The organism is Roseateles sp. (genome assembly GCF_046300915.1).
GTDB lineage: Bacteria > Pseudomonadota > Gammaproteobacteria > Burkholderiales > Burkholderiaceae_C > Kinneretia.
In genome coordinates this window covers 1-18,491 of record NZ_JBKCLH010000027.1, presented here as the reverse complement: position 1 = coordinate 18,491, position 18,491 = coordinate 1, and the positions used below count along the sequence as shown (strand labels likewise).

The 18,491-nt window shown below is 67.2% G+C and carries 11 protein-coding genes; 7 read left to right on the top strand and 4 right to left on the bottom strand.

Annotated elements, in window-relative coordinates:
* The first annotated feature begins 68 nt into the window (after window positions 1-68).
* Entirely contained in the window at window positions 69-6,752 is a 6,684-nt protein-coding gene (locus ACK5F2_RS01520) for an RHS repeat-associated core domain-containing protein (RefSeq protein ID WP_409862273.1), read from the top strand.
* 11 nt (window positions 6,753-6,763) lie between these two features.
* Window positions 6,764-7,060 carry a hypothetical protein gene (locus ACK5F2_RS01515; protein WP_409862272.1) on the top strand — a complete coding sequence of 99 codons (297 nt, stop codon included), beginning with the start codon at window positions 6,764-6,766 and terminating at the stop codon, window positions 7,058-7,060.
* Window positions 7,061-7,798: 738 nt separating this feature from the next.
* Here the strand turns inward: ACK5F2_RS01515 and ACK5F2_RS01510 are convergent.
* A complete protein-coding gene (locus ACK5F2_RS01510) occupies window positions 7,799-8,743 on the bottom strand; it encodes a hypothetical protein (protein WP_409862271.1) in 945 nt (314 codons plus the stop codon).
* A gap of 161 nt (window positions 8,744-8,904) precedes the next feature.
* Here ACK5F2_RS01510 and ACK5F2_RS01505 point away from each other — a divergent pair, with 161 nt between their 5' ends.
* A complete protein-coding gene (locus ACK5F2_RS01505) occupies window positions 8,905-9,879 on the top strand; it encodes a diguanylate cyclase (RefSeq protein ID WP_409862269.1) in 975 nt (324 codons plus the stop codon).
* Window positions 9,880-9,905: 26 nt separating this feature from the next.
* On the opposite strand, the gene ACK5F2_RS01500 is transcribed toward ACK5F2_RS01505, so the two are convergent.
* On the bottom strand, window positions 9,906-10,676 hold the full coding sequence (locus ACK5F2_RS01500; protein ID WP_409862268.1) for a PEP-CTERM sorting domain-containing protein: 771 nt from the start codon (window positions 10,674-10,676) through the stop codon (window positions 9,906-9,908).
* A gap of 306 nt (window positions 10,677-10,982) precedes the next feature.
* Between ACK5F2_RS01500 and asd the strand changes: the two genes are divergently transcribed.
* Window positions 10,983-11,825, top strand: coding sequence for an archaetidylserine decarboxylase (gene asd / locus ACK5F2_RS01495; protein WP_409862266.1), 843 nt, complete (start codon window positions 10,983-10,985; stop codon window positions 11,823-11,825).
* On the opposite strand, the gene ACK5F2_RS01490 is transcribed toward asd, so the two are convergent.
* Window positions 11,767-14,106 carry a putative bifunctional diguanylate cyclase/phosphodiesterase gene (locus ACK5F2_RS01490; protein ID WP_409862265.1) on the bottom strand — a complete coding sequence of 780 codons (2,340 nt, stop codon included), beginning with the start codon at window positions 14,104-14,106 and terminating at the stop codon, window positions 11,767-11,769. The genes asd and ACK5F2_RS01490 overlap by 59 nt on opposite strands.
* Before the next feature lie 123 nt (window positions 14,107-14,229).
* On the opposite strand from ACK5F2_RS01490, the gene ACK5F2_RS01485 reads away from it, so the two are divergent.
* The 3 genes from ACK5F2_RS01485 to ACK5F2_RS01475 all read left to right on the top strand — a co-directional run bounded on the left by ACK5F2_RS01485 (window position 14,230) and on the right by ACK5F2_RS01475 (window position 17,816).
* Complete coding sequence (locus tag ACK5F2_RS01485; protein ID WP_409862263.1) at window positions 14,230-15,540, top strand: tryptophan--tRNA ligase; 1,311 nt, start codon at window positions 14,230-14,232, stop codon at window positions 15,538-15,540.
* 160 nt (window positions 15,541-15,700) lie between these two features.
* Window positions 15,701-17,389 (top strand): AMP-binding protein, encoded by a 1,689-nt coding sequence (locus ACK5F2_RS01480; protein ID WP_409862262.1) that lies wholly within the window; start codon window positions 15,701-15,703, stop codon window positions 17,387-17,389.
* A gap of 34 nt (window positions 17,390-17,423) precedes the next feature.
* Complete coding sequence (locus tag ACK5F2_RS01475) at window positions 17,424-17,816, top strand: YkvA family protein (protein ID WP_409862261.1); 393 nt, start codon at window positions 17,424-17,426, stop codon at window positions 17,814-17,816.
* Window positions 17,817-17,833: 17 nt separating this feature from the next.
* On the opposite strand, the gene ACK5F2_RS01470 is transcribed toward ACK5F2_RS01475, so the two are convergent.
* On the bottom strand, window positions 17,834-18,491 hold a 658-nt coding region (locus ACK5F2_RS01470), incomplete at its 5' end, for a TonB-dependent receptor domain-containing protein (protein WP_409862260.1).

Sequence of the window (18,491 nt, the reverse complement as noted above, 5' to 3'; positions counted from 1 at the left end):
TTGCCTACTTGGATCAAGGGGTTCCGGCGGCACAGCTCATCCTTAACGGGACAACCCAGGGCTTGACGATGGACCATGTCTGGGTTCAAGCCTGCGTTCCGTTCTCGTCCTACCGCGGCGGGTTCTCTGAGGCCTCGGGCTATCGCTGGGTGCCGATGGATCCGGCCTTCCGAGACGCGGAGTACCAGGCTGGCATCGCGGTCAATGTGCCGCTCGATAGCGGCTTCTATGACGCCTACCTGGCAGCGCGCAGCGCCCAGCTGCCCCCTGACTACTATGCCGACAAGACCGAGCAGGCTGCGCGTGGTGTGCGCGCCGACGCCGCCCTGGTTGACATCCCGTACACCGGACGCCCGAAGTCCCCGCGCATGGATGTACTGCCGGGCGCTTTGCCGCACATGGTGATCAGATTCACGGCATGGCCGGGCGGCAGTTCGGCAGAGACCGCCGCCATTCCGCCCGAGCATCGTCATCGCTTTACGGTGCAGGTCAAGGCCAGCACCGCAGGCGCGGCATTGGCCAGCACCACGGTAAGCCTCCCGCAGGGCCTGCAGGGTCGTCTGACACTCAGCTATCAGCCCGACGCCGCTAGCCAGCCGCTGTGGAATGCCTGGGGCGGTAGCCTTCGGTCGCTGCCCGCAGGTGCTGTTCGGGTCAGCCCCGTGCTCACATTGGATGGCACTGTCCAGGCGACAGGTTCCAGCACGCTTGCGCTCGGGTCTGAGCATGTGATCACGATGAAGCTCGTCCAAGGCGAGAAGACACGCGGTTCCTGCATTGCCGACAGCGGAGTCATCACCGATCCCAAGGATCCCGACGCGAGCTGCCTCAACAAGACCGTCTACGAGGGTGTCAAGGCGGGCGGCTTCTATGCGCTGGGGTTCAACGGAGGGCAAGCCACTTCGGCTTTGTTGGACTCACGCGCCGACAAGCTCGCCGATGCGGTGCAGGCCAACCCTTCTGCCCCCACGCCCGCCGCGGGCGCGGCCTACGACAGCACGGTGGGCGAGTTGCTGCACCTGGTCCTGCAGCAGTACATCCATGACACCGAACAGTCGGACCGCCGCATCGCCGAGCTGCGTGGCTACCTCTCTGCCGGCCTGTACGACATCGGATTGACCGGGTCGGAGATCAAGACCGACTACCTCTTCGATCTGCCGCTGACCGTCAAGCCCGCGGGCGCGTATGTCGACTTCAAGGGTGGCACCTACGGCTTCGTGCGTATCGATACGGCGGCCGATTTTTCTGCCAACCGCGTCCAGACGCTGCGTGCCGAGCAGCGGGATCTCGCCAAGCTCTCCCTCTACGGCAGCTCCGCCCTGGAACACTACGTCTGGCAGCAGGCCCTGCGCACCGACGCTGTGTCCACGGTGCGCGGCCTGCAATACGCCAGCGAGACCGGCGTGACCCTGGTCACTCTGCGCGCCGACAACATTGGCAGCTACGACAGCCTGATGCAGATTAGCGGGCCGGGCAGTATGGCGGCCTACAAGCCCCTGCTGCAGCGCGAGGTGCAGCAGGGGGCCACCGTCACCGTACCCCGTGCGCAGATCGCCTATGCAGACGCGGTGGATCCCAGCAAGGCCTGGCGCGGCGTGGTCTACATGAGCGAGAACGCCACGCTGGGGGTCTACGGCGCGATCATCAACGGGTCTATCTCGGGCGGCTTCCCGCTGCTGAACAGCACGCCGGTCAAGAGCGTCTTTGCCCCCAACGCGCAGGCTCCGTCCTTCCTGAGCCAGACCGGTAGCGGAGGGCCTGTCTGGCTGGCCAGCGCCGGCAAGGGTCTGAACCAGCTGATGAGCATCGCCGGCGACCCGGTCAACCTGCTCAACGGCAACCTGATTCATGACCATACAGACCTGGTCGTCAAGGGGCGTGGTCTGCCCATCGTGCTGAAGCGCTGGTACAACGGCGCTGCAAGTGGCCAGGACGGTCCGCTGGGCCATGGCTGGACCCACAGCTTCCATCACCAGCTGCGCCTGTACGGCGTCGAGGGCGGTCTGGCCAAGCTCGGGTGGACCGGTGGAAACGGGTCGGAGAGCTTCTTCTCTACGGCCAGCCATAGCGGGGGCGATATCGCCCGCGGTGCGGTGCTGAGTCGGTCGCCCGGGAGCAGCTCCGAATTGAGCCGTGTATCCGGCGGCGCCGACGACGGGAAGTTCCGCATCCGCGAGCGTGACGGCAGCGTCTATCTCTTTGCTTCCGCCGTCGGGCCCGCCGGTGTTCCGGCGCCGGGTGCTTCGGTGGTGGCGAAGTTGCTTTCGATCACTGACCGCAACGGCAACAGCCTCAACCTGAACTACAGCGGCGAGCAACTCGCCAGCGTCGTGGACGGACTTGGACGCCAAGTGCTGACCTTCACTTGGAGCGGTGGGCGCATCGAGAGGGTCACCGACTTCAGCGGACGCAAGGTCAGCTATGCCTACACGGACGGCACGCTCACCCAGTACACAGACGCGCTTAGCCAGGCCCATCGCTACACCTACTACGGTGCAAGCGACGGCCCCAAGCTCAATCGCTTGCTCAAACGCTTCATCCATCCGCGCGGGAACGGCATGGAGTTCGAGTACTACAGCGGGGGGCAGGTCTTCAGGCATACGCCCTTCGGCGTCGATGGCAAGCTGATCAGTGAGAGCTCGATGAGCTTCCACTACAACCTGTTCAACAAGGAAGCCTGGACGCTCAACGAGCGCGGCCACGAGCGCCGGCACAGCTTCGACGCCTACGGCAACCCGGTCCGCATCGTTGACGAGGCGGGAGGCATCCACCAGTACAGCTACGACCCTGCCAAGCCGTACAACCGCCTCTCCGCGACCGATCCGATCGGACGGCGCACCAGTTACAGCTACAACGCGGCCGACCTGCTGGAGACCGTCACCCTGCCTAGCGGGGCGACGCTGGAGTACCGCGACTACAACGCTTTTGCCCAGCCCCAGCGGGTGAAGGATGCGCGCGGTAACTGGCGCTGGATGCGCTACGACGCTCGCGGCAACCTGACCGACAGCATCGTGCTGCGCGCCGGCGTGGCCGGTGTCGCGGGCACCCAGCCCGCACCGGCCGATATCGTGGCCTGGCATCGCACCAGCTTCGATGCCTCCGGCAATCCGGTCACCCTGACCCGGGTCAAGGACTTCAGCGCCGGTACCGGGCCGAGCTTGACTCGCAACTGGGATACCAACCGGCTCAATGTGCTGAGTCTTGGTCGCAGCGGGAATCGCAGCGGAAAGACGGTGAACGAAACCAGCTCTGCCTTCTCATACGACAGCCTCAACCGCCTGACTGTGGGCGTGGATACACGTTGGTACCCCACCAGCCAGACCCATGATGCGCTGGACCGCCCGATCCAGACCTCCGACGGGCTCGGCCAGCCGCGCAAGCTGCGCTACGACGGCAATGGCAATCTCATCGAGACCGAGCTCATGGGCGCCGGCGGCGCGCGCCTGGACAGCCAGGTGTTCAGCTATGACGGTCAAGATCGTCTGATCCGGACCCTGGACGGTGCCGGCAATCTCAGCAGCGTCGCATACGACGCCGCGGGGAACCCGGTCGCGCGCACGTCGGCTGACAATTTCACCTTAAGCACCGAGTTCGACGAGCTGAACAGGCCTGTGGCGGCCTTCGATGCTGAAGACAACCGTGTGTTCACACAGCTCGACGCGGTGGGGCGCGTTCTCAGTGTCACGGATCCCAACGGGAACGCGGTCGCCTACCAGTACTGGGGGCCGAGCAACTTTGACGGTCGGCTGCGTCGTATCACCCAGCCCGTGATCACCGGGCAGTCGCGCGGCCGGGCGCTGGAGTTCGAGTACGACGCCCAGGGAAACGCGATTCGGACGACCGTGATCGCCGCAGACGGGAGCAGCACCCGCCAGAGTCATCAGTTCTATGACGAGCTGGGCCGTGTGGTGCGTAGCCTCGGGGCGCCGGACGACGATGGCAAGCGGCTCCAGGTCTGCACGCGCTTTGACTCGCTGGGCAATGCCACCGAGATCTGGGCGGGTCCGACGACCGACACGAGTCGTGACCGTTGCGACTTCGCGGACGCCAGCCTGAAGCTGCAACTCTCTCAGAGCTGGGACGATTTCGGGCAGCGCCTGAGCCGCAGCGACCCGCTGGGACGTGTCTGGCGCTATGGCTACGACTTCTACGGCAATCTGGCCTTCAGCCAGAGCCCGGAGCAGGCCAAGCGCGGGCTGAAGACCGACTACTTCTACGACAGCAAGCTGTTTGGCACCCTCAGCGCACGCCGCGTGCCAGCGCAAGGCAGCAGCGGTGGGCAGGAGGTCAGCTGGACCCGCAATGCGCTGGGCCAGGTTACGCGCGCCGAAACCAGCGACGCTGGCGGCAATCTGCTGCTGGCCTACGACTACGCCTATGACGCGGCGCAGCGCCTGGTGCGCATCGGCGACAGCCGCGGCGGCAAGACGCTGATCTACCGCTGGACACCCGGCGGCCGCCTGGCTGGTGTGAGCTTGGCTGACGACGCAGCGGCAGCCTCACCCACGCACCGCTGGGACTTCAAGTACGACGGCGTGGGCCGGCTCAGTGCCATCGTCGCGCCCAATGGCCAGACCTTGACGATCACGCTCGACCCTGCCGGCCGCCTGCGTGAGCGCACGCTTGAAGGCAGCGGCCTGACGAGCCGCTATAGCTGGTTTGCCGACGGCAGCCTGCAGGCCATCAGTCATCAGCAGGGCAGCACGGTACTGGCCAGCAGCAGCTATGGCTACGACCTTTGGGGCAACCGCCAGACGCTGAGTCAGCGTAGCGGTGGTGCCACGGATACGTGGAGCTATGGCTACGACGCGCTGAACCGCCTCAAGAAGGTGGGCAATGGCAACGCCGCCCAGGAACAGGGCTTTGCCTTCGACCTATTCGGCAACCGCATCGAGCGCACACTGGGCAGTCCGGTCACCCAGCGATGGACCTCGAGCTTCGACGCGGCGCACCAGCTGCAGCAGATCCAACAAGTGGTCGGCACGGTCGGCATTACATTGGCCCAGCGCTGGGACGACAACGGCAACCTGGTCAAGAGCTGCGATGCCGGTACCGGAGGCAGCGTCAGCGCCACGGCCGGCGACTGCAGCGCCAGCGGCGGCACCAGCCACGTCAGCAACTTGGCCTGGGACGGTTTGGAGCAACTGGTCTCGCTCATCCGCAGTGGTGCGGGAGCCGTCACCGAGGCCTATGCCTATGACGACACCGGGCGGCGCGTGCGCAAGACCAGCGGTGCGGCCGTCACCCACTACCTGTACCAGGGTGAGGATATCGCCGCCGAATGGTCGGGCGCGCTCCCCATGGTTGGAGCGCCGGCCGCGGTCTACGCGCACGGCGCGGATCGCGACGAACCGCTGCTGCGCCTGAGCGGTGCGGCCAGTGGCACGCCGCAGGCGCAGACCCTGGCCTATCTGAGCGACGGCCTGGGCAGCATCGTGGCGGGGCTGAACGAGGCTCGAGTGGCCACCGAGGCCCGGGCTGATGGCATCAACGCCAGTGGCAGCGTGGATGAGGCAGCTTTCCCCAGCGCCGGCCTGATCGACGGCGATCCGCTGGCGGGGGCCTGGCAGGGCAATGCAGCCAACGCCTCCATCACGCTGGAACTCGGTGCCCAAGGCCAGCGCCTGAATCGGGTCAAGCTGTGGCGGGCGATGGGTCAGAGCGCTGACACCGTCGTGCGCAATGCCAGCGTCTCGCTGCGCGGTCTGGACGGGCAGTGGCGTGCAGTGGCAAGCCTGGCCAACAACAGCTCGCAGGACAGCCCTGAGCTGAGTTTCACCGCGCAGAGCGCCAGCGCGGTGAGGGTGGACTTCACCGCGGCACGCAATGGGAGCGTGGTGGCTCTGGCCGAAGTGGGGCTGAGCCTGGATGCTGCCAACGCGGGCACCCTGGTGCAGCGCTTCGATGCCTGGGGGCAGCTCTTGAGCGCCAGCGGCGGGGCGATCCCGGTCTATGGCTACACCGGGCGCGAGCCCGACTTGTCGGGGCTGATGTTCTACCGGGCCCGGTATTACCAGCCGGGCACGGGGCGCTTTGCGAGCCGCGATCCGCTGGGCTTGGCGGGGGGCATCAACCCGTATGCCTATGCGGATGGAAACCCGGTGCTCTTCAATGATCCGGATGGGCTGCTGGCCACGCAGGCGGGGAACTATGTGACCGACTATGCGGGGCGCGTCGCGGACCGTTTGCCGGGATGGTGGGAGGAGCGCCGGGATCGGATTGATCCCACTCGCAACCCGATGGTGCAGGCCTCGGGAACAGGCCTGGCGAGCTTGGCTGCGACGGCGGTTGGTTTGGCAACGGGTGACCAGGCGCTGATCGACATCGCGGCTGATGGGGCGCGAGGGACCGGCCTTTCAACTGCAGACGGTCTTATGATGGCTGCGTCCCTTGGTCTTAGTGGGCGGCAATCCGCAAAGGGAACGGCGGCGCCTGCTCATTCGGTGGCCTTCGAGACGACCATTGCCAAAGCTGGGGTTGGAACTCGGGGTTCGCATTTCACTGACGCGAACAAGAGTCTTGCTTCGGCTATGAACAAGGATCCCGCGTTTGGAAAGATGATGGGCGAGCTGGGCGTAAAGATCCCTCAGCGATTGGATCAAAGTCCCGCGAATTGGAGCTGGCATCACGTACCGAATCAGCCGGGTACTTTGCAACTGGTTCCGCGCGCTCAGCATCAAGGCGCTCCATGGCAGCCATTGCTGCACCCAAACCAGACCGGCGGCTTCAAGCTGTGGGGCGCCGACTACTGAGGCTTACGACCATGGATCTGGGTACTCTCATTGACAGCTTGCCAAGTGGCTTGGATGACGGCCTGTGTATCTTTGCTGCAAAGCCGTGGTCCGCGACTTCACCTGCTGTTGCTGTGCAATTGGATGGTGAATTCAAGCCGCCCAAAGAAATCTCGGAGCAGGGGCTTGTCTACTTCTTGGAAGTGCATGTCGCCAACGAGACTCTGGAGGTGTTCGGTGATCGGCAGCCGAGTTCAATCGAAAAGCGGGATCTGCTGATCTTCTATGCAGAGAACGATGCCTTCCCGGGCTGGGTTTACGCGCGGTAAGTGGCGGGCTACAACGCCCGTGTTCAGCCCACCGAGTGAAGCTGACCCGCAAAGCGTTGCGAGAGCCCTACGGACCACTCGCGTGGTCGCGTGGGCACGGGGTGAACTCGCCCCGCAAAGACAACGAGCTGACGTTTAACTCAGCAACCGTCGCCTCAGCATGAAGGGGAAGTGGCGTGGGTGGCCAGCCTTAGCGACAAAAACTCTCAGGGCTTGTGCTGATTCATCGTCCATCGGCTCTGCGGTGGGTCATCAAATGATGCGTCGCTCCGGCCGTTGCCGGTCGATTTTCCGGTATCTGTGCCACCCGCCCAGTGCGAATGGGCTCGCTCATGCCGAGGCCGCGCGGTAGGCCTGGGAAGCCCGCGAGCTGGAAGAGCAAAGCTGCTTGGTCATGTCCAAGACCAGCTGAGCACCTGTGTCGGGGTGGTTTCTCTGCAGTGCAATGGTGCACAGCATCCACAAACCGTAGCAGTGGCGGTTCACGACGGGTATGGTGCAGCGATTTCCGCCCCCGCTGATTGCGAAGTAGATCTTCCCCTCCTGGTGCTTCACCCCTCCAGTTCCATCTTGATCGATACAAATAACCGATAGTTCCAACTTGAAGGGAACAGCGTTTCCAATCTCGTTGACAGTGCCGCAGCCAAGTTGTTGATTCAGCTGTCCCCTTCGGTTCCACGTTGAGCGCAAACCGACAGCACGGACGGCGGGCGATTTGCCCGGGGCGGTGTAGGCGGCCTAGCGCAGCACCTCGCAGCGCTTGCGGCGGTTCGGGTAGGGATCGCCGCCAAATGCATCGTTGTTGCAGCGCACAGTGTCCCAGGCGTCGCGGTACTGATAGCGCCCGGCCGTGCCGTAGCGCACCTGGGCCCGGCCGCTGAAACGGCACAAGCCGCCCTCGTCGGCACAAGCCTGCCAGCGCTGGCTGCTGCCCTCTCCGCCCCAGCCGCCGCCCCAGCCGGAAGTCTGGACTTCGCAGTGCTTGATCACACCGTGACTGGGATCGCCGAACACATCGGTCGTGCAGGCCACCTCGCCGTTGACGTCACGCTTGGCAAAGCGCTGACCGTCGCCGAAGCGCACCGTGGCACGTCCCCGTACCTTGCAGGTCTGCCCCTCCGCGGCGCAGTAGCGCCAGCCGTCATCATTGCCCCAGGAGCCGCCCGAGCCCCCGTTGTCACTGCCCAGCAGCGCGCGACGCGGCACCTCGCAATGCTTGGTCACGCCAAAGTGTGGGTCTCCGAAGGCCGTGACGTCGCAACGCACGCTGCCATGGGCGCGCCGGGTGGCAAAGCGGTCTCCGGTTCCAAATCGCACATCGGCCGAGCCGCGGAAGCGGCAAACCTGGCCTTCCGTGGCGCAGAACACATAGTCATCGGCATCGTCCTGCGGGCCGCCGCCGTTGCGACCTGCGACCTCGCAGCGTTTCGGCGACCCGGGCGCCGGGTCGCCAAAGGTCTCGTTGCTGCACATTACCTCGCCCCGCACCGAGCGCGTGGCCCAGTTGCCGGGTACGCCGTAGCGTACGAGGGCATTGCCCCGGACTTCGCAAACCGAGCCTTCGGTGGCGCATTGGCGCCAGCCATCGCCGCGGGCTTGAGCGCCGGGGCTGGCCAGCAGCAGGAGGCTGGGTAGCAGGGCCGCAGCCGACAGGCCGCGTGCAAGGGATGACAGCAAGCGCATCGCAAAGTCCTTTTTTTGATTGATCGTGAGAACCGCGCCCTGGGGCGAGAGTGCACAAGGATGTTACGCCGCCGGGGACGCGGATCCGTGGCCTCGATGGGCCTTGCGGGCCTCAATCGGCGGGCTAGACTGCGGCTGCCCCCAATTTTGCGGCTGTCGCCATGCAAATACCGGATCTGCCCCCCGATGAGGCACAGCGTCTTGCGACCCTGAGGGGGTTGAATCTCCTCGACACGCCTGCAGAGGAGCGCTTCGACCGTCTGACTCGCTTGGCCAAGCGCCTGTTCGGCGTTCCCATCGTGCTCATCAGCCTGGTCGATGCGCACCGGCAGTGGTTCAAGTCCTGCGTGGGCCTGGACATGTCTGAAACGCCGCGGGAGATCTCGTTCTGCGGCCATGCCATCCTGGCCGACGAGATCTTCCTCATTCCCGATGCCACGCAGGACCCGCGCTTTGCCGACAACCCGCTGGTGACGGGTGAGCCCCATATCCGCTTCTATGCGGGTTGCCCCTTGTCGGTCGGCGTGGGCGGGCGTCTGGGTACCCTGTGCCTGATCGACACCGAGCCGCGCCAGATGGGCGCGGATGATCTGGCCCTGCTGCGCGATCTGGCGCGCATGGCCGAGCAGGAACTGGCCGCTGTGCAGATGGCCACGCTGGATGAGCTGACCGGCCTGTCCAACCGCCGCGGCTTCATGGCGCTGGCCCAGCATGCGCTGCAGTGGTGTCAGCGGCATCGCCAGCCCGCGACCCTGCTCTACATGGACTTGGACGAGTTCAAGCCCATCAATGACCGCTTCGGCCATGCCGAGGGCGATCTGGCCCTGAAGGCCTTCGCCCAGTGCCTGGGTGAAGCCTTCCGGGGCTCGGATGTGATTGCCCGCCAAGGGGGGGACGAGTTCCTGGTCCTGCTGACCGAGAGCACGCCCGAGCAGGCCAGCGCTGCGCTGGAGCGCCTGCGCAGCCTGCTCCAGGCCTACAACCTCAGCAGCGCGCGGGGATATGCCCTGGACTTCAGTGTGGGCGCGGTGTCCTTTGACCGCGAGCGACACGCCACGCTCGATGCCTGGCTGGCCGCAGCCGACCAGGCCATGTACGCGGCCAAGCGCGCGCGCAAATTGGCCGGGCCGCGCTGAAAGGCGGCAGCCCGGCGGCCTCTGGCTTAGCGACCCAGGCGGCGACGGCTCATCAGGCCCACGGCGCACAGGCCGGCCAGCAGCACGGCGTAGGTGCTGGGCTCGGGCACGGGGGCCAGGGTGGCGTTGAAGCTGAAGTCGTCGATGGCCAGGCCGTCGTCAGAGCCCGAGGCCACCTTGGGATCTGTCCAGCGCAGCCAGAGGCTGCCGCCCTGGGCCAGGTTCAGGCCGGCGATGCTGCCCGAGAGCGCGCTGCGGTTGGCGGCGGCATTGCCGTCCAGAACGGTGGCGCCGCTGCTCTTCGGGGCGATGAAGTCCAGGGCGCTCACGCTGGTCCAGGTTCCGCTGTTCAGTGCAGTGGCATCGGTGCTGTACTGGAAGCTCAGGCGGTCATTGCGGCCCGTGCCGCCCAGGCGCCACTGCTCGCCGGTGTAGCCGATGCTCACGCTCTCGATGGCGCGGCCGGCCAGGTTGAGGAAGGACACGCCGAACATCGGTTCCAGGGTGCCCGAGCGCAGGCTACCCAGGGCACGTTCGGTGCTACCTGCCTTGCCGAAGCTGTAGGTATTGCCGGCGTTGCCGTTGCCGTCGCCAGCGCCATAACTGTTGTTGACGTTGTTGCTCGTACCCTTTTCAAAAAGTGCCCAGCCAGTTGGCAGGCTGCTGCTGGTACCGCTGCTGGCCAGGGTGTCGAAGTTCTGGCTGTAGCTCAGAGAACCGGCCGTCAGCTGGACCTGGGCCTGGGCCGACAGGCTGGCCGCCGCCAAGGCGGCCAGGGCAAAGAATCGCTTGGACATGGTGAGACTCCCTCGGTGATGGAAAACCTGTGGCGGACATACTGCAGTGCAGCAAAGCCCCATGCTTCAGGGAAAGCGTGAATCTCCTGTGTCATTGCGGCACGCCGAGGTCTCCGCACCCCGTGAATGCGGGGGCACACAAAGACGTTGGCGCCGTGTGCGCCCATTTGCGCAAAGAAGATGGTGTTTGCGAGTGTTTTGCGGTGATCCGGGCGTGTGCCCGCCCTGAGCCTTCTGGTGCCCCAGCCGCCGGGTGGTCGGCCTCTACAATCCGCGCCTCACCCAACTCAAGCCCCGGGGTCTGCCTTGTCCGAACGTCTTGCCGTGCTGCTGCAACACCTGCTGCCCAAGCAGGCTCTGACCCGGCTGGCGGGGGCTTTTGCCTCGGCGCGCCTGGGCGGCCTGACGCAGTGGGCCATACGTCGCTTCATTGCCCGCTATGGCGTCAATATGGCTGAGGCGGCCAACCCCGATCCGGCGGCCTATGCCAGCTTCAACGAGTTCTTCACCCGGCCGCTGCGCGAGGGGGCGCGTCCGTTGGCCGCGGCTTCGCTGATCTGTCCGGTGGACGGCGCCATCAGCCAGTTCGGCGTGATCCAGGGCGATCAGATTTTCCAGGCCAAGGGGCATCAGTTCAGCACCACGGCCCTGGTGGGCGGCGATGCCGGCTTGGCGGCGCAGTTTCAGGACGGCTTCTTTGCCAACCTCTACCTGAGCCCGCGCGACTACCACCGCATCCATATGCCCTGCGCCGGGCGCCTGCTGCGCATGATCCATGTGCCGGGCGAGCTGTTCTCGGTGAATCCGGTCACGGCGCGCGGCGTGCCGGGGCTGTTCGCGCGCAACGAGCGCGTGGTCTGCGTGTTCGAGGGCGAGCAGGGCCCCTTCGTGCTGGTGCTGGTGGGCGCCACTGTGGTGGGCTCCATGTTCACCACTTGGCATGGGGTGGTGAACCCGCCGCGCCCCGGCCAGGTGCGCGAATGGTCCTATGCCGACCAGGACATCCGCCTGCAGCAAGGCGAGGAAATGGGCCGCTTCCTGCTGGGCTCCACCGTCGTGATGCTCTTCCCTGCCGCCCAGAAGCTGAACTTCAACCCGGCCTGGGCACCGGCGGGTCCGGTGCGTCTGGGCGAGACGATGGCGCACTGAGCGCCCCGCTCAGATTGCACGCCAGCAGCTCGCCGGCTGCCGTGCTGTGCAGCGGCCGTCCCAGGTGATAGCCCTGCAGCTGGGTGCATCCCAGCGCCTCAACCGCCAGGGCCTGCTCTTCGGTCTCGACGCCCTCGGCCACCACCTCCAGGCCCAGCGAATGGCCCAGGGCGCAGGTGGCGCGTACCACCGCGCTCGCCTCGTGCTGAGGCAGGGGCGCGATCATGCTGCGATCCAGTTTCATCGAGTAGATCGGCAGCTGGCGCAGCATGGTCAGCGATGACTGACCGGTGCCGAAGTCATCCAGCGCACACAGCACGCCGGCCTGACGCAGCCGCTCCAGCTGCGGCCGGACCTCTTCAATATGGCCGATCGCGGCGGACTCGGTCATCTCGATCTGCAGGCAGCCTCGTGGCAGATCCAGTGCCTCGGTGGCGGCCAGCAGGCGCGGCACGAAGCGTGCGTCCTCGAACTGAAGCGGCGAGACATTGATGGCCACCGGCAGCACCGCCCCGAAGCGATCGAGCCAGTCGCGCAGCTGACGCGTCGCCAGTGCGACGATCAGCCCTCCCAGGGCCTGTATCTGCCCGGTGCGCTCGGAGGCCGGCACGAATTCCGCCGGGCTGACCTGGCCGTGCCCGGGTCGTTGCCAGCGAACCAGGGCCTCGAAGCCCAGCAGCTCGCGCGAGCCGGCCCGGACCTTGGGCTGGTACAGGAGCTCGAACTCTCCGGCTTCCAGGGCCTTGGCAAGCGACTGCTCGGCGAGCATGCGCTCTTGAGCGGCCTGGTTCATCGACGCCTCGAAGAACGCATAGCTGGGCCCCGGCTCCGCCTTGGCGCGGTGTGCCGCGGTATCGGCCGCGCGCAGCAGGGCTGCGCCATCGCTGCCATCCAGAGGAAAGAGGGCCACGCCGGCCGAGATGTGCACATGCAGCTCGGCATCCTCCACCGCGAAGGGGCGCTGAAAGAGTTGCAGCAGCCGCTCGACAAAGCGGCGTGCCTCGGCGCGCTCGCCGGCTTGAGAGCCCTGCACGAGGAGCACGAACTGGTCCTCACCCAAACGCGCGACGGTCGCCACGTCGGTCAGCTCACTCCTGAGCCGCTGCGCCACGGCCAGCAGCAGGGCATCGCCCACCGCGTGGCCCAGGGTTTCATTGACCAGCTGGAAGCGGTCGATATCGGCCGACACCAGCGCAAAGGGCGCGGCCCCCGGGCGAGTCAGATCGCGCAGACGCTCCAGTGTGAAATTGCGGTTGGGCAGCTCGGTCAGATCATCATGCAGGGCCTGGTGGCGCAGAGCCTCCAGAGCAGCATGGCGGGCCGTGTCGTCAATCAGGGCCAGCAGCTCCGCCGGCGCCCCGTCCCAGATGATCTGGCTGGACAAGCCATGCAGTTGCAGAAGCCGGCCATCGCGCGTGCGGCGGGTCTCCTCCCACTCAAAATGCGCCTCGGGGTTCTGCACCAGCTCGAGATGACGGCGCACGGCCTGCTCGCGCTGTTCGGGGGCGACCAGCACATCGAGCACATCGCTCGCCTGTGCGGCTTGCAGCTCGGTGTAGCCGAACATGGTCAAGGCGGCAGGGTTGGCGTAGAGCAGCTGACGTCCGCGCAACACGACCAGGCCTTGCAGCGAGCGTTCGGCCAGGCGTGTGAAGCGTTCGGCCTGCAGGCGCGCCTGGGCATGTGCGCGTTCGAGCGAGAGCAGGATCAGCGCCAGGCTCAGCACCAGCTGGACAATGGCCCCGAGCCCGTAGGTCACCACCGAACGGCCCGAGGGGTCGAGCAGGGGGCCGGTGGCGTGCACCAAGCCAGCCGCCACGAAGCACACAGCCACCCAGCGCGCCTGTGAGGAACCCTGCTGCCACAGCAGCCAGGCGCTGACCATGGCCCCCAGCCCCAGAACCAGGCCCCCGAAGAGCACGGCGCTGGGCATATGCCAGGTTCCCAGGGTGGCGAGCACCGTCATCACGAGGAGCAGGCCGGGCAGCCAGAGCCTCAGGCGCAGGCGCCGGCCGCGGAAGTCCAGGCTGCCCATCAGCTGCAGCAGCTGCGACCCCATCAGGGCCGCCGAGGCCAGCAGCGCCTGCAGCGCACGCAGCACATCACCGGGGGCGAAGTGGTCCTGCATCAGCGGCCCTCCGGCCAGGCCCAGGGCCAGCAGCACCCAGCTCCAGCCCCACAGCCGGACGTAGCGGTAGCGGTACTCCTGGCGCCACAGCAAGAGCATGGCCAAGCCGAACATGGCGAGTTGAATCGCACTGACCAGCAGCAAAGGGGTCATCACCATTCCTGGAGTACCGCTGGGGGATGCTAGCCCAAGCCCCGGCCACGTCGGAAGCCTGGGCGAGAATACGTGTTGCACCGGCGCGGCTGCGCCCGCCGCCCACAGCTCTTCTTCCACGACATGACCCAACGCGTTCTCACCGGCATCACCACCACCGGCACCCTGCATCTCGGCAACTACGTGGGCGCGGTGCGCCGCGCCATCGAGGCCAGCCGCGCGCCGGGCGTGGAGAGCTTTTTCTTCATGGCGGACTACCACGCCCTGATCAAGTGCGACGAGCCCGACCGCATCGAGGCCTCGCGCCTGCAGATTGCCGCCACCTGGCTGGCCGCGGGTCTGGACACCTCGCGCGTGGTGTTCTACCGCCAGAGCGACATCCCCGAGATTCCCGAGCTGACCTGGTTGCTGACCTGCGTCACCTCCAAGGGCCAGATGAACCGCGCCCATGCCTACAAGGCCTCGGTGGACGCCAATCTGGCCGCCGGCGAGGACGCCGACGCCGGCGTGACCATGGGCCTGTACAGCTACCCCATCCTGATGGCGGCCGACATCCTGATGTTCAACGCCCACCGCGTGCCCGTGGGCAAGGACCAGGTGCAGCACATCGAGATGGCGCGCGATGTGGCCCAGCGCTTTAACCATCTCTTTGGCCGCGGCGAGGACTTCTTTGTGCTGCCCGAGGCGAGCATCGACGAGGAGATGGAGCTGCTGCCGGGCCTGGATGGCCGCAAGATGAGCAAGAGCTACGACAACGTGATCCCGCTCTTCGAGGGCGGGTCCAAGGCGCTCAAGGACGCGATCGCCCGCATCGTCACCGACTCCAAGCTGCCCGGCGAACCCAAGGAGCCCGAGGGCTCGCACCTGGTGCAGATCTACGACGCCTTTGCCGCCCCCGCCCAGCGCGAGGCCTTCCGCGCCGCGCTGCGCGCCGGCCTGGCCTGGGGCGAGGCCAAGCAGCAGCTCTTCGAGCTGATCGAGGCCGAGATCGGCCCCATGCGCGCGCGCTACGACGCCCTGATGGCCGAGCCCGAGCGCATCGAGACCATCCTGATGGAAGGCGCGGCCCGCGCCCGCGCCCTGGCCGCCCCGCTGCTGCAGCGCCTGCGCGAGGCCGTGGGCCTGCGCCGCTTCCAGCCCCTGCAGGCCAAGGCCGCGCCCCAGGCCAAGGCCAAGTCCGCCCTGCCGGTCTTCAAGCAGTACCGCGAGGCCGACGGTCAGTTCTACTTCAAGCTCAATGCCGCCGACGGCGGCCTGCTGCTGCAGAGCCAGGGCTTTGCCCAGGGCCGCGAGGCCGGCCAATGGGTGGCCAGGCTGAAGAAGGAAGGCGTGGCCGCTCTGGCGCAGGCGCCGGTGCAGCGCGCTGAGGGCGTGGCCGAGGCCCAGCTGCACGAGGCCCTGCAGGCCCTGCAGGCGGCCGAATCCCAGGACTGAGACGCCCGGTTTTAGAGAGTTCTCTCTGACTTGCGACAGGGCCGCGAAAACCCCCTAGGCGCGGGTGGCCGGGATCTTTAGCCTAGAGACCCTGACAGGGGTGCGCCGGGTCTCTGGGTCCGGGCTATCCTGCCTATCAAGACTACAAGAGGAGACCCGGATGGCCACCATCCCCGCCGACAGCCTGGCCCTGCAGCGCCTGTACCACTGGGAGCGTCAGACCCCCGACCGCATCACCCTGAGCCAGCCCATGGGCGGCGGCCGGGTGCAGGACTTCAGCTGGGCCCAGGTGGCCGATCAGGTGCGGCGCATGGCCGCCCACCTCAAGGCCCAGGGCTGGGAGCCCGGCTCCAAGGTGGCCATCCTGTCCAAGAACTGCGCCTGGTGGCTGATGAGCGATCTGGCCATCTGGATGGCCGGTCATGTGTCCGTGCCGCTGTATCCCACGCTGGCGCCCGACACCATCCGCCAGATCCTGGAGCACAGCGAGGCCAAGGCCCTGTTCGTGGGCAAGCTTGACGGCTGGGAAGGCATGAAGCCCGGCGTGCCCGCCGGCCTGCCCTGCTACAGCTACCCGCTCTCGCCCGACTCGGCCCGCGCCGAGTACGAGGGCTGGGACGCCCTCTGCGCCCGCAGCGCCCCGCTCAGCGGCGACATCCTGCGCGGCGCGGACGAGCTCTGCACCCTGATCTACACCTCGGGCACCACCGGCAACCCCAAGGGCGTGATGCACAGCTTTGCCGGCTTTGCCTGGGCCATCCAGAGCGGCCTGGCCCGCATCCCCCTGCATGGCGAGGACCGCATGCTCTCCTACCTGCCGCTGGCCCATGTGGTGGAGCGGGTGCTGGTGGAGCATGGCTGGCTGCGCACCGGCATGCACCTGTTTTTTGCCGAGAGCCTGGACACCTTCACCGCCGACCTGCAGCGCGCCCTGCCCACCGTTTTCTTCTCGGTGCCGCGGCTGTGGGTCAAGTTCCAGCAGGGCGTGCACGCCAAGATGCCGCCGGCCAAGCTGGAGCGCCTGCTGGGCATCCCGCTGATCGGCGGCCTGGTGCGGCGCAAGATTCTCAAGGCCCTGGGCCTGAACCAGTGCCGCATCGCCGCCGGCGGTGCCGCGCCCATGCCCCTGGCCCTGCTGCAGTGGTACGAGCGCCTGGGCCTGCCCATCAATGAGGGCTATGGCATGACCGAGAACCTGGCGGTCTCCCACATCACCGTGCCGGGCAAGAACCAGCAGGGCACGGTGGGCCCGGCCTATGACGGGGTGGAGACCCGCATCGATCCGGCCAATGGCGAGCTGCAGATGCGCAGCCCCGCCCTGATGCTGGGCTACTACAAGGAACCCGGCCTGAGCCGCGACGCCATCACCGAGGACGGCTGGCTGCGCACCGGCGACAAGGCCGAGCTGCGCGCCGATGGCTGCCTGCGCATCACCGGCCGGGTCAAGGATCTGTTCAAGACCAGCAAGGGCAAGTACGTGGCGCCCGCACCCATCGAGGACCGCCTGGTCATGCACCCGGCCGTGGAGGCCTGCATGGTCACCGGGGCCAATCTGGGCCAGCCCCTGGGTCTGGTCATGCTCTCGCCCGACGCCGCCCAGCGCAGTGGCACCCAGGCCGACCGCGAGCAGCTCATGGCCCAGCTCAGCCAGCATCTGGACGATGTGAACGCCCGCCTGGATCCGCATGAGCAGCTCGACTGCCTGGTGGTGCTCAAGACCCCCTGGACGGTGGACAACGGCTTCATCACCCCCACCTTCAAGGTCAAGCGCAACAAGGTCGAAGAGGTCTACGGCACCCATTACGAGGAATGGGTGGCCAAGCGCGACAAGGTCATCATGGGCGACTGAGGCGGGTCGGGCCGGCCTGCCTCAGAATGCCGGCATGGCAAAACGACGAGGCCTGTGGCGCAGCTGGGCCCTGCTGCTCAAGGGCGAGATTCTGAGTGTCTATTTCGCGGCCCGCGATCCGGCCGCCCCCCGGGGCCCGCGCCTGCTGGCCCTGCTGGTGGCGGCTTATGCGCTCAGCCCCATCGACCTGATCCCTGACTTCATTCCGGTGCTGGGCTGGCTGGATGATCTGCTGCTGGTGCCGCTGGGCCTGTGGCTGGTGCTCAAGCTCATGCCCCCGCCCGTGATGGCCCGGGCCCGCCTGCGCGCCGAAGCGCTGCTGGCGCGCCCGCGCAGCTGGGCCGCCGCGGCCGGCGTCGTGCTGGTCTGGTTGCTGCTGGCCGCGGTGCTCATCGTCTGGCTGGTCCGCTATCTGGACGGGGCCTGAGCCGGCGGCCCGCCGCCTCACCAGCGCTGCTGCAGCTGCAGGCTCAGGCGCCGCCCGGGGCCCGGCTCGTAGAAGCGGCCATTGCTCTCATTGACGATCACGCTGGCGATATGGCGCCGGTCGGCCAGGTTGTCGGCCCGCAGGCTCAGGCTGCTGTCCGCAGCCAGTTGCCAGCGCCACCAGGCCGACAGCAGGGCCATGCCGGGGGCGGCCTCGGTGTTGCGCTCATCGGCCCAGAGGCGGCTGCGGGCATTGAGCGTCAGCCCCGCCTGCCAGGGCGCGCCGTCCGCGGTGGACAGGTCCAGGCGCAGCGTGCGCGCCGGTGCGCCGGGCAGCCGGGCGCCGGCGGGCACGAGCAAGCCGGCCGTGCCGCAGGGAGGCGCGCCGCAGACCGTGTAGGCCTCGCTCACGCGCGCGCTCAATGTGCTGAGGGCCAGGGTCCAGCGCAGTCCCTCCAAGCCCTGGGGCAGGGGCCCCTGGGCCTGCAGCTCCAGGCCCTGGCGCCGGGTGCTGCCGGCATTGGCAAAGGCGCTGCGACCGGCGCTGTTGCGGGCGCTGACGATCTCGTCCTGGGTCCGGGCCACGAACACGGCAGCCTCCAGCGCCCAGGCGCGCTCGCCGCTGCCGCCCACCTGGCGCAGCCCGGCCTCGGCCTGCTGGCTGCGCTGCGTGCCC

Excerpts from the sequence above, each read along its gene's own strand:
- ACK5F2_RS01500 (WP_409862268.1), bottom strand. The coding sequence starts at position 10,676 with ATGTCCAAGCGATTCTTTGCCCTGGCCGCCTTGGCGGCGGCCAGCCTG.
- ACK5F2_RS01505 (WP_409862269.1), top strand. The coding sequence starts at position 8,905 with ATGCAAATACCGGATCTGCCCCCCGATGAGGCACAGCGTCTTGCGACC.
- ACK5F2_RS01520 (WP_409862273.1), top strand. The coding sequence starts at position 69 with ATGGACCATGTCTGGGTTCAAGCCTGCGTTCCGTTCTCGTCCTACCGC.
- ACK5F2_RS01515 (WP_409862272.1), top strand. The coding sequence starts at position 6,764 with ATGGATCTGGGTACTCTCATTGACAGCTTGCCAAGTGGCTTGGATGAC.
- ACK5F2_RS01490 (WP_409862265.1), bottom strand. The coding sequence starts at position 14,106 with ATGACCCCTTTGCTGCTGGTCAGTGCGATTCAACTCGCCATGTTCGGC.
- ACK5F2_RS01480 (WP_409862262.1), top strand. The coding sequence starts at position 15,701 with ATGGCCACCATCCCCGCCGACAGCCTGGCCCTGCAGCGCCTGTACCAC.
- ACK5F2_RS01510 (WP_409862271.1), bottom strand. The coding sequence starts at position 8,743 with ATGCGCTTGCTGTCATCCCTTGCACGCGGCCTGTCGGCTGCGGCCCTG.
- ACK5F2_RS01485 (WP_409862263.1), top strand. The coding sequence starts at position 14,230 with ATGACCCAACGCGTTCTCACCGGCATCACCACCACCGGCACCCTGCAT.
- ACK5F2_RS01475 (WP_409862261.1), top strand. The coding sequence starts at position 17,424 with ATGGCAAAACGACGAGGCCTGTGGCGCAGCTGGGCCCTGCTGCTCAAG.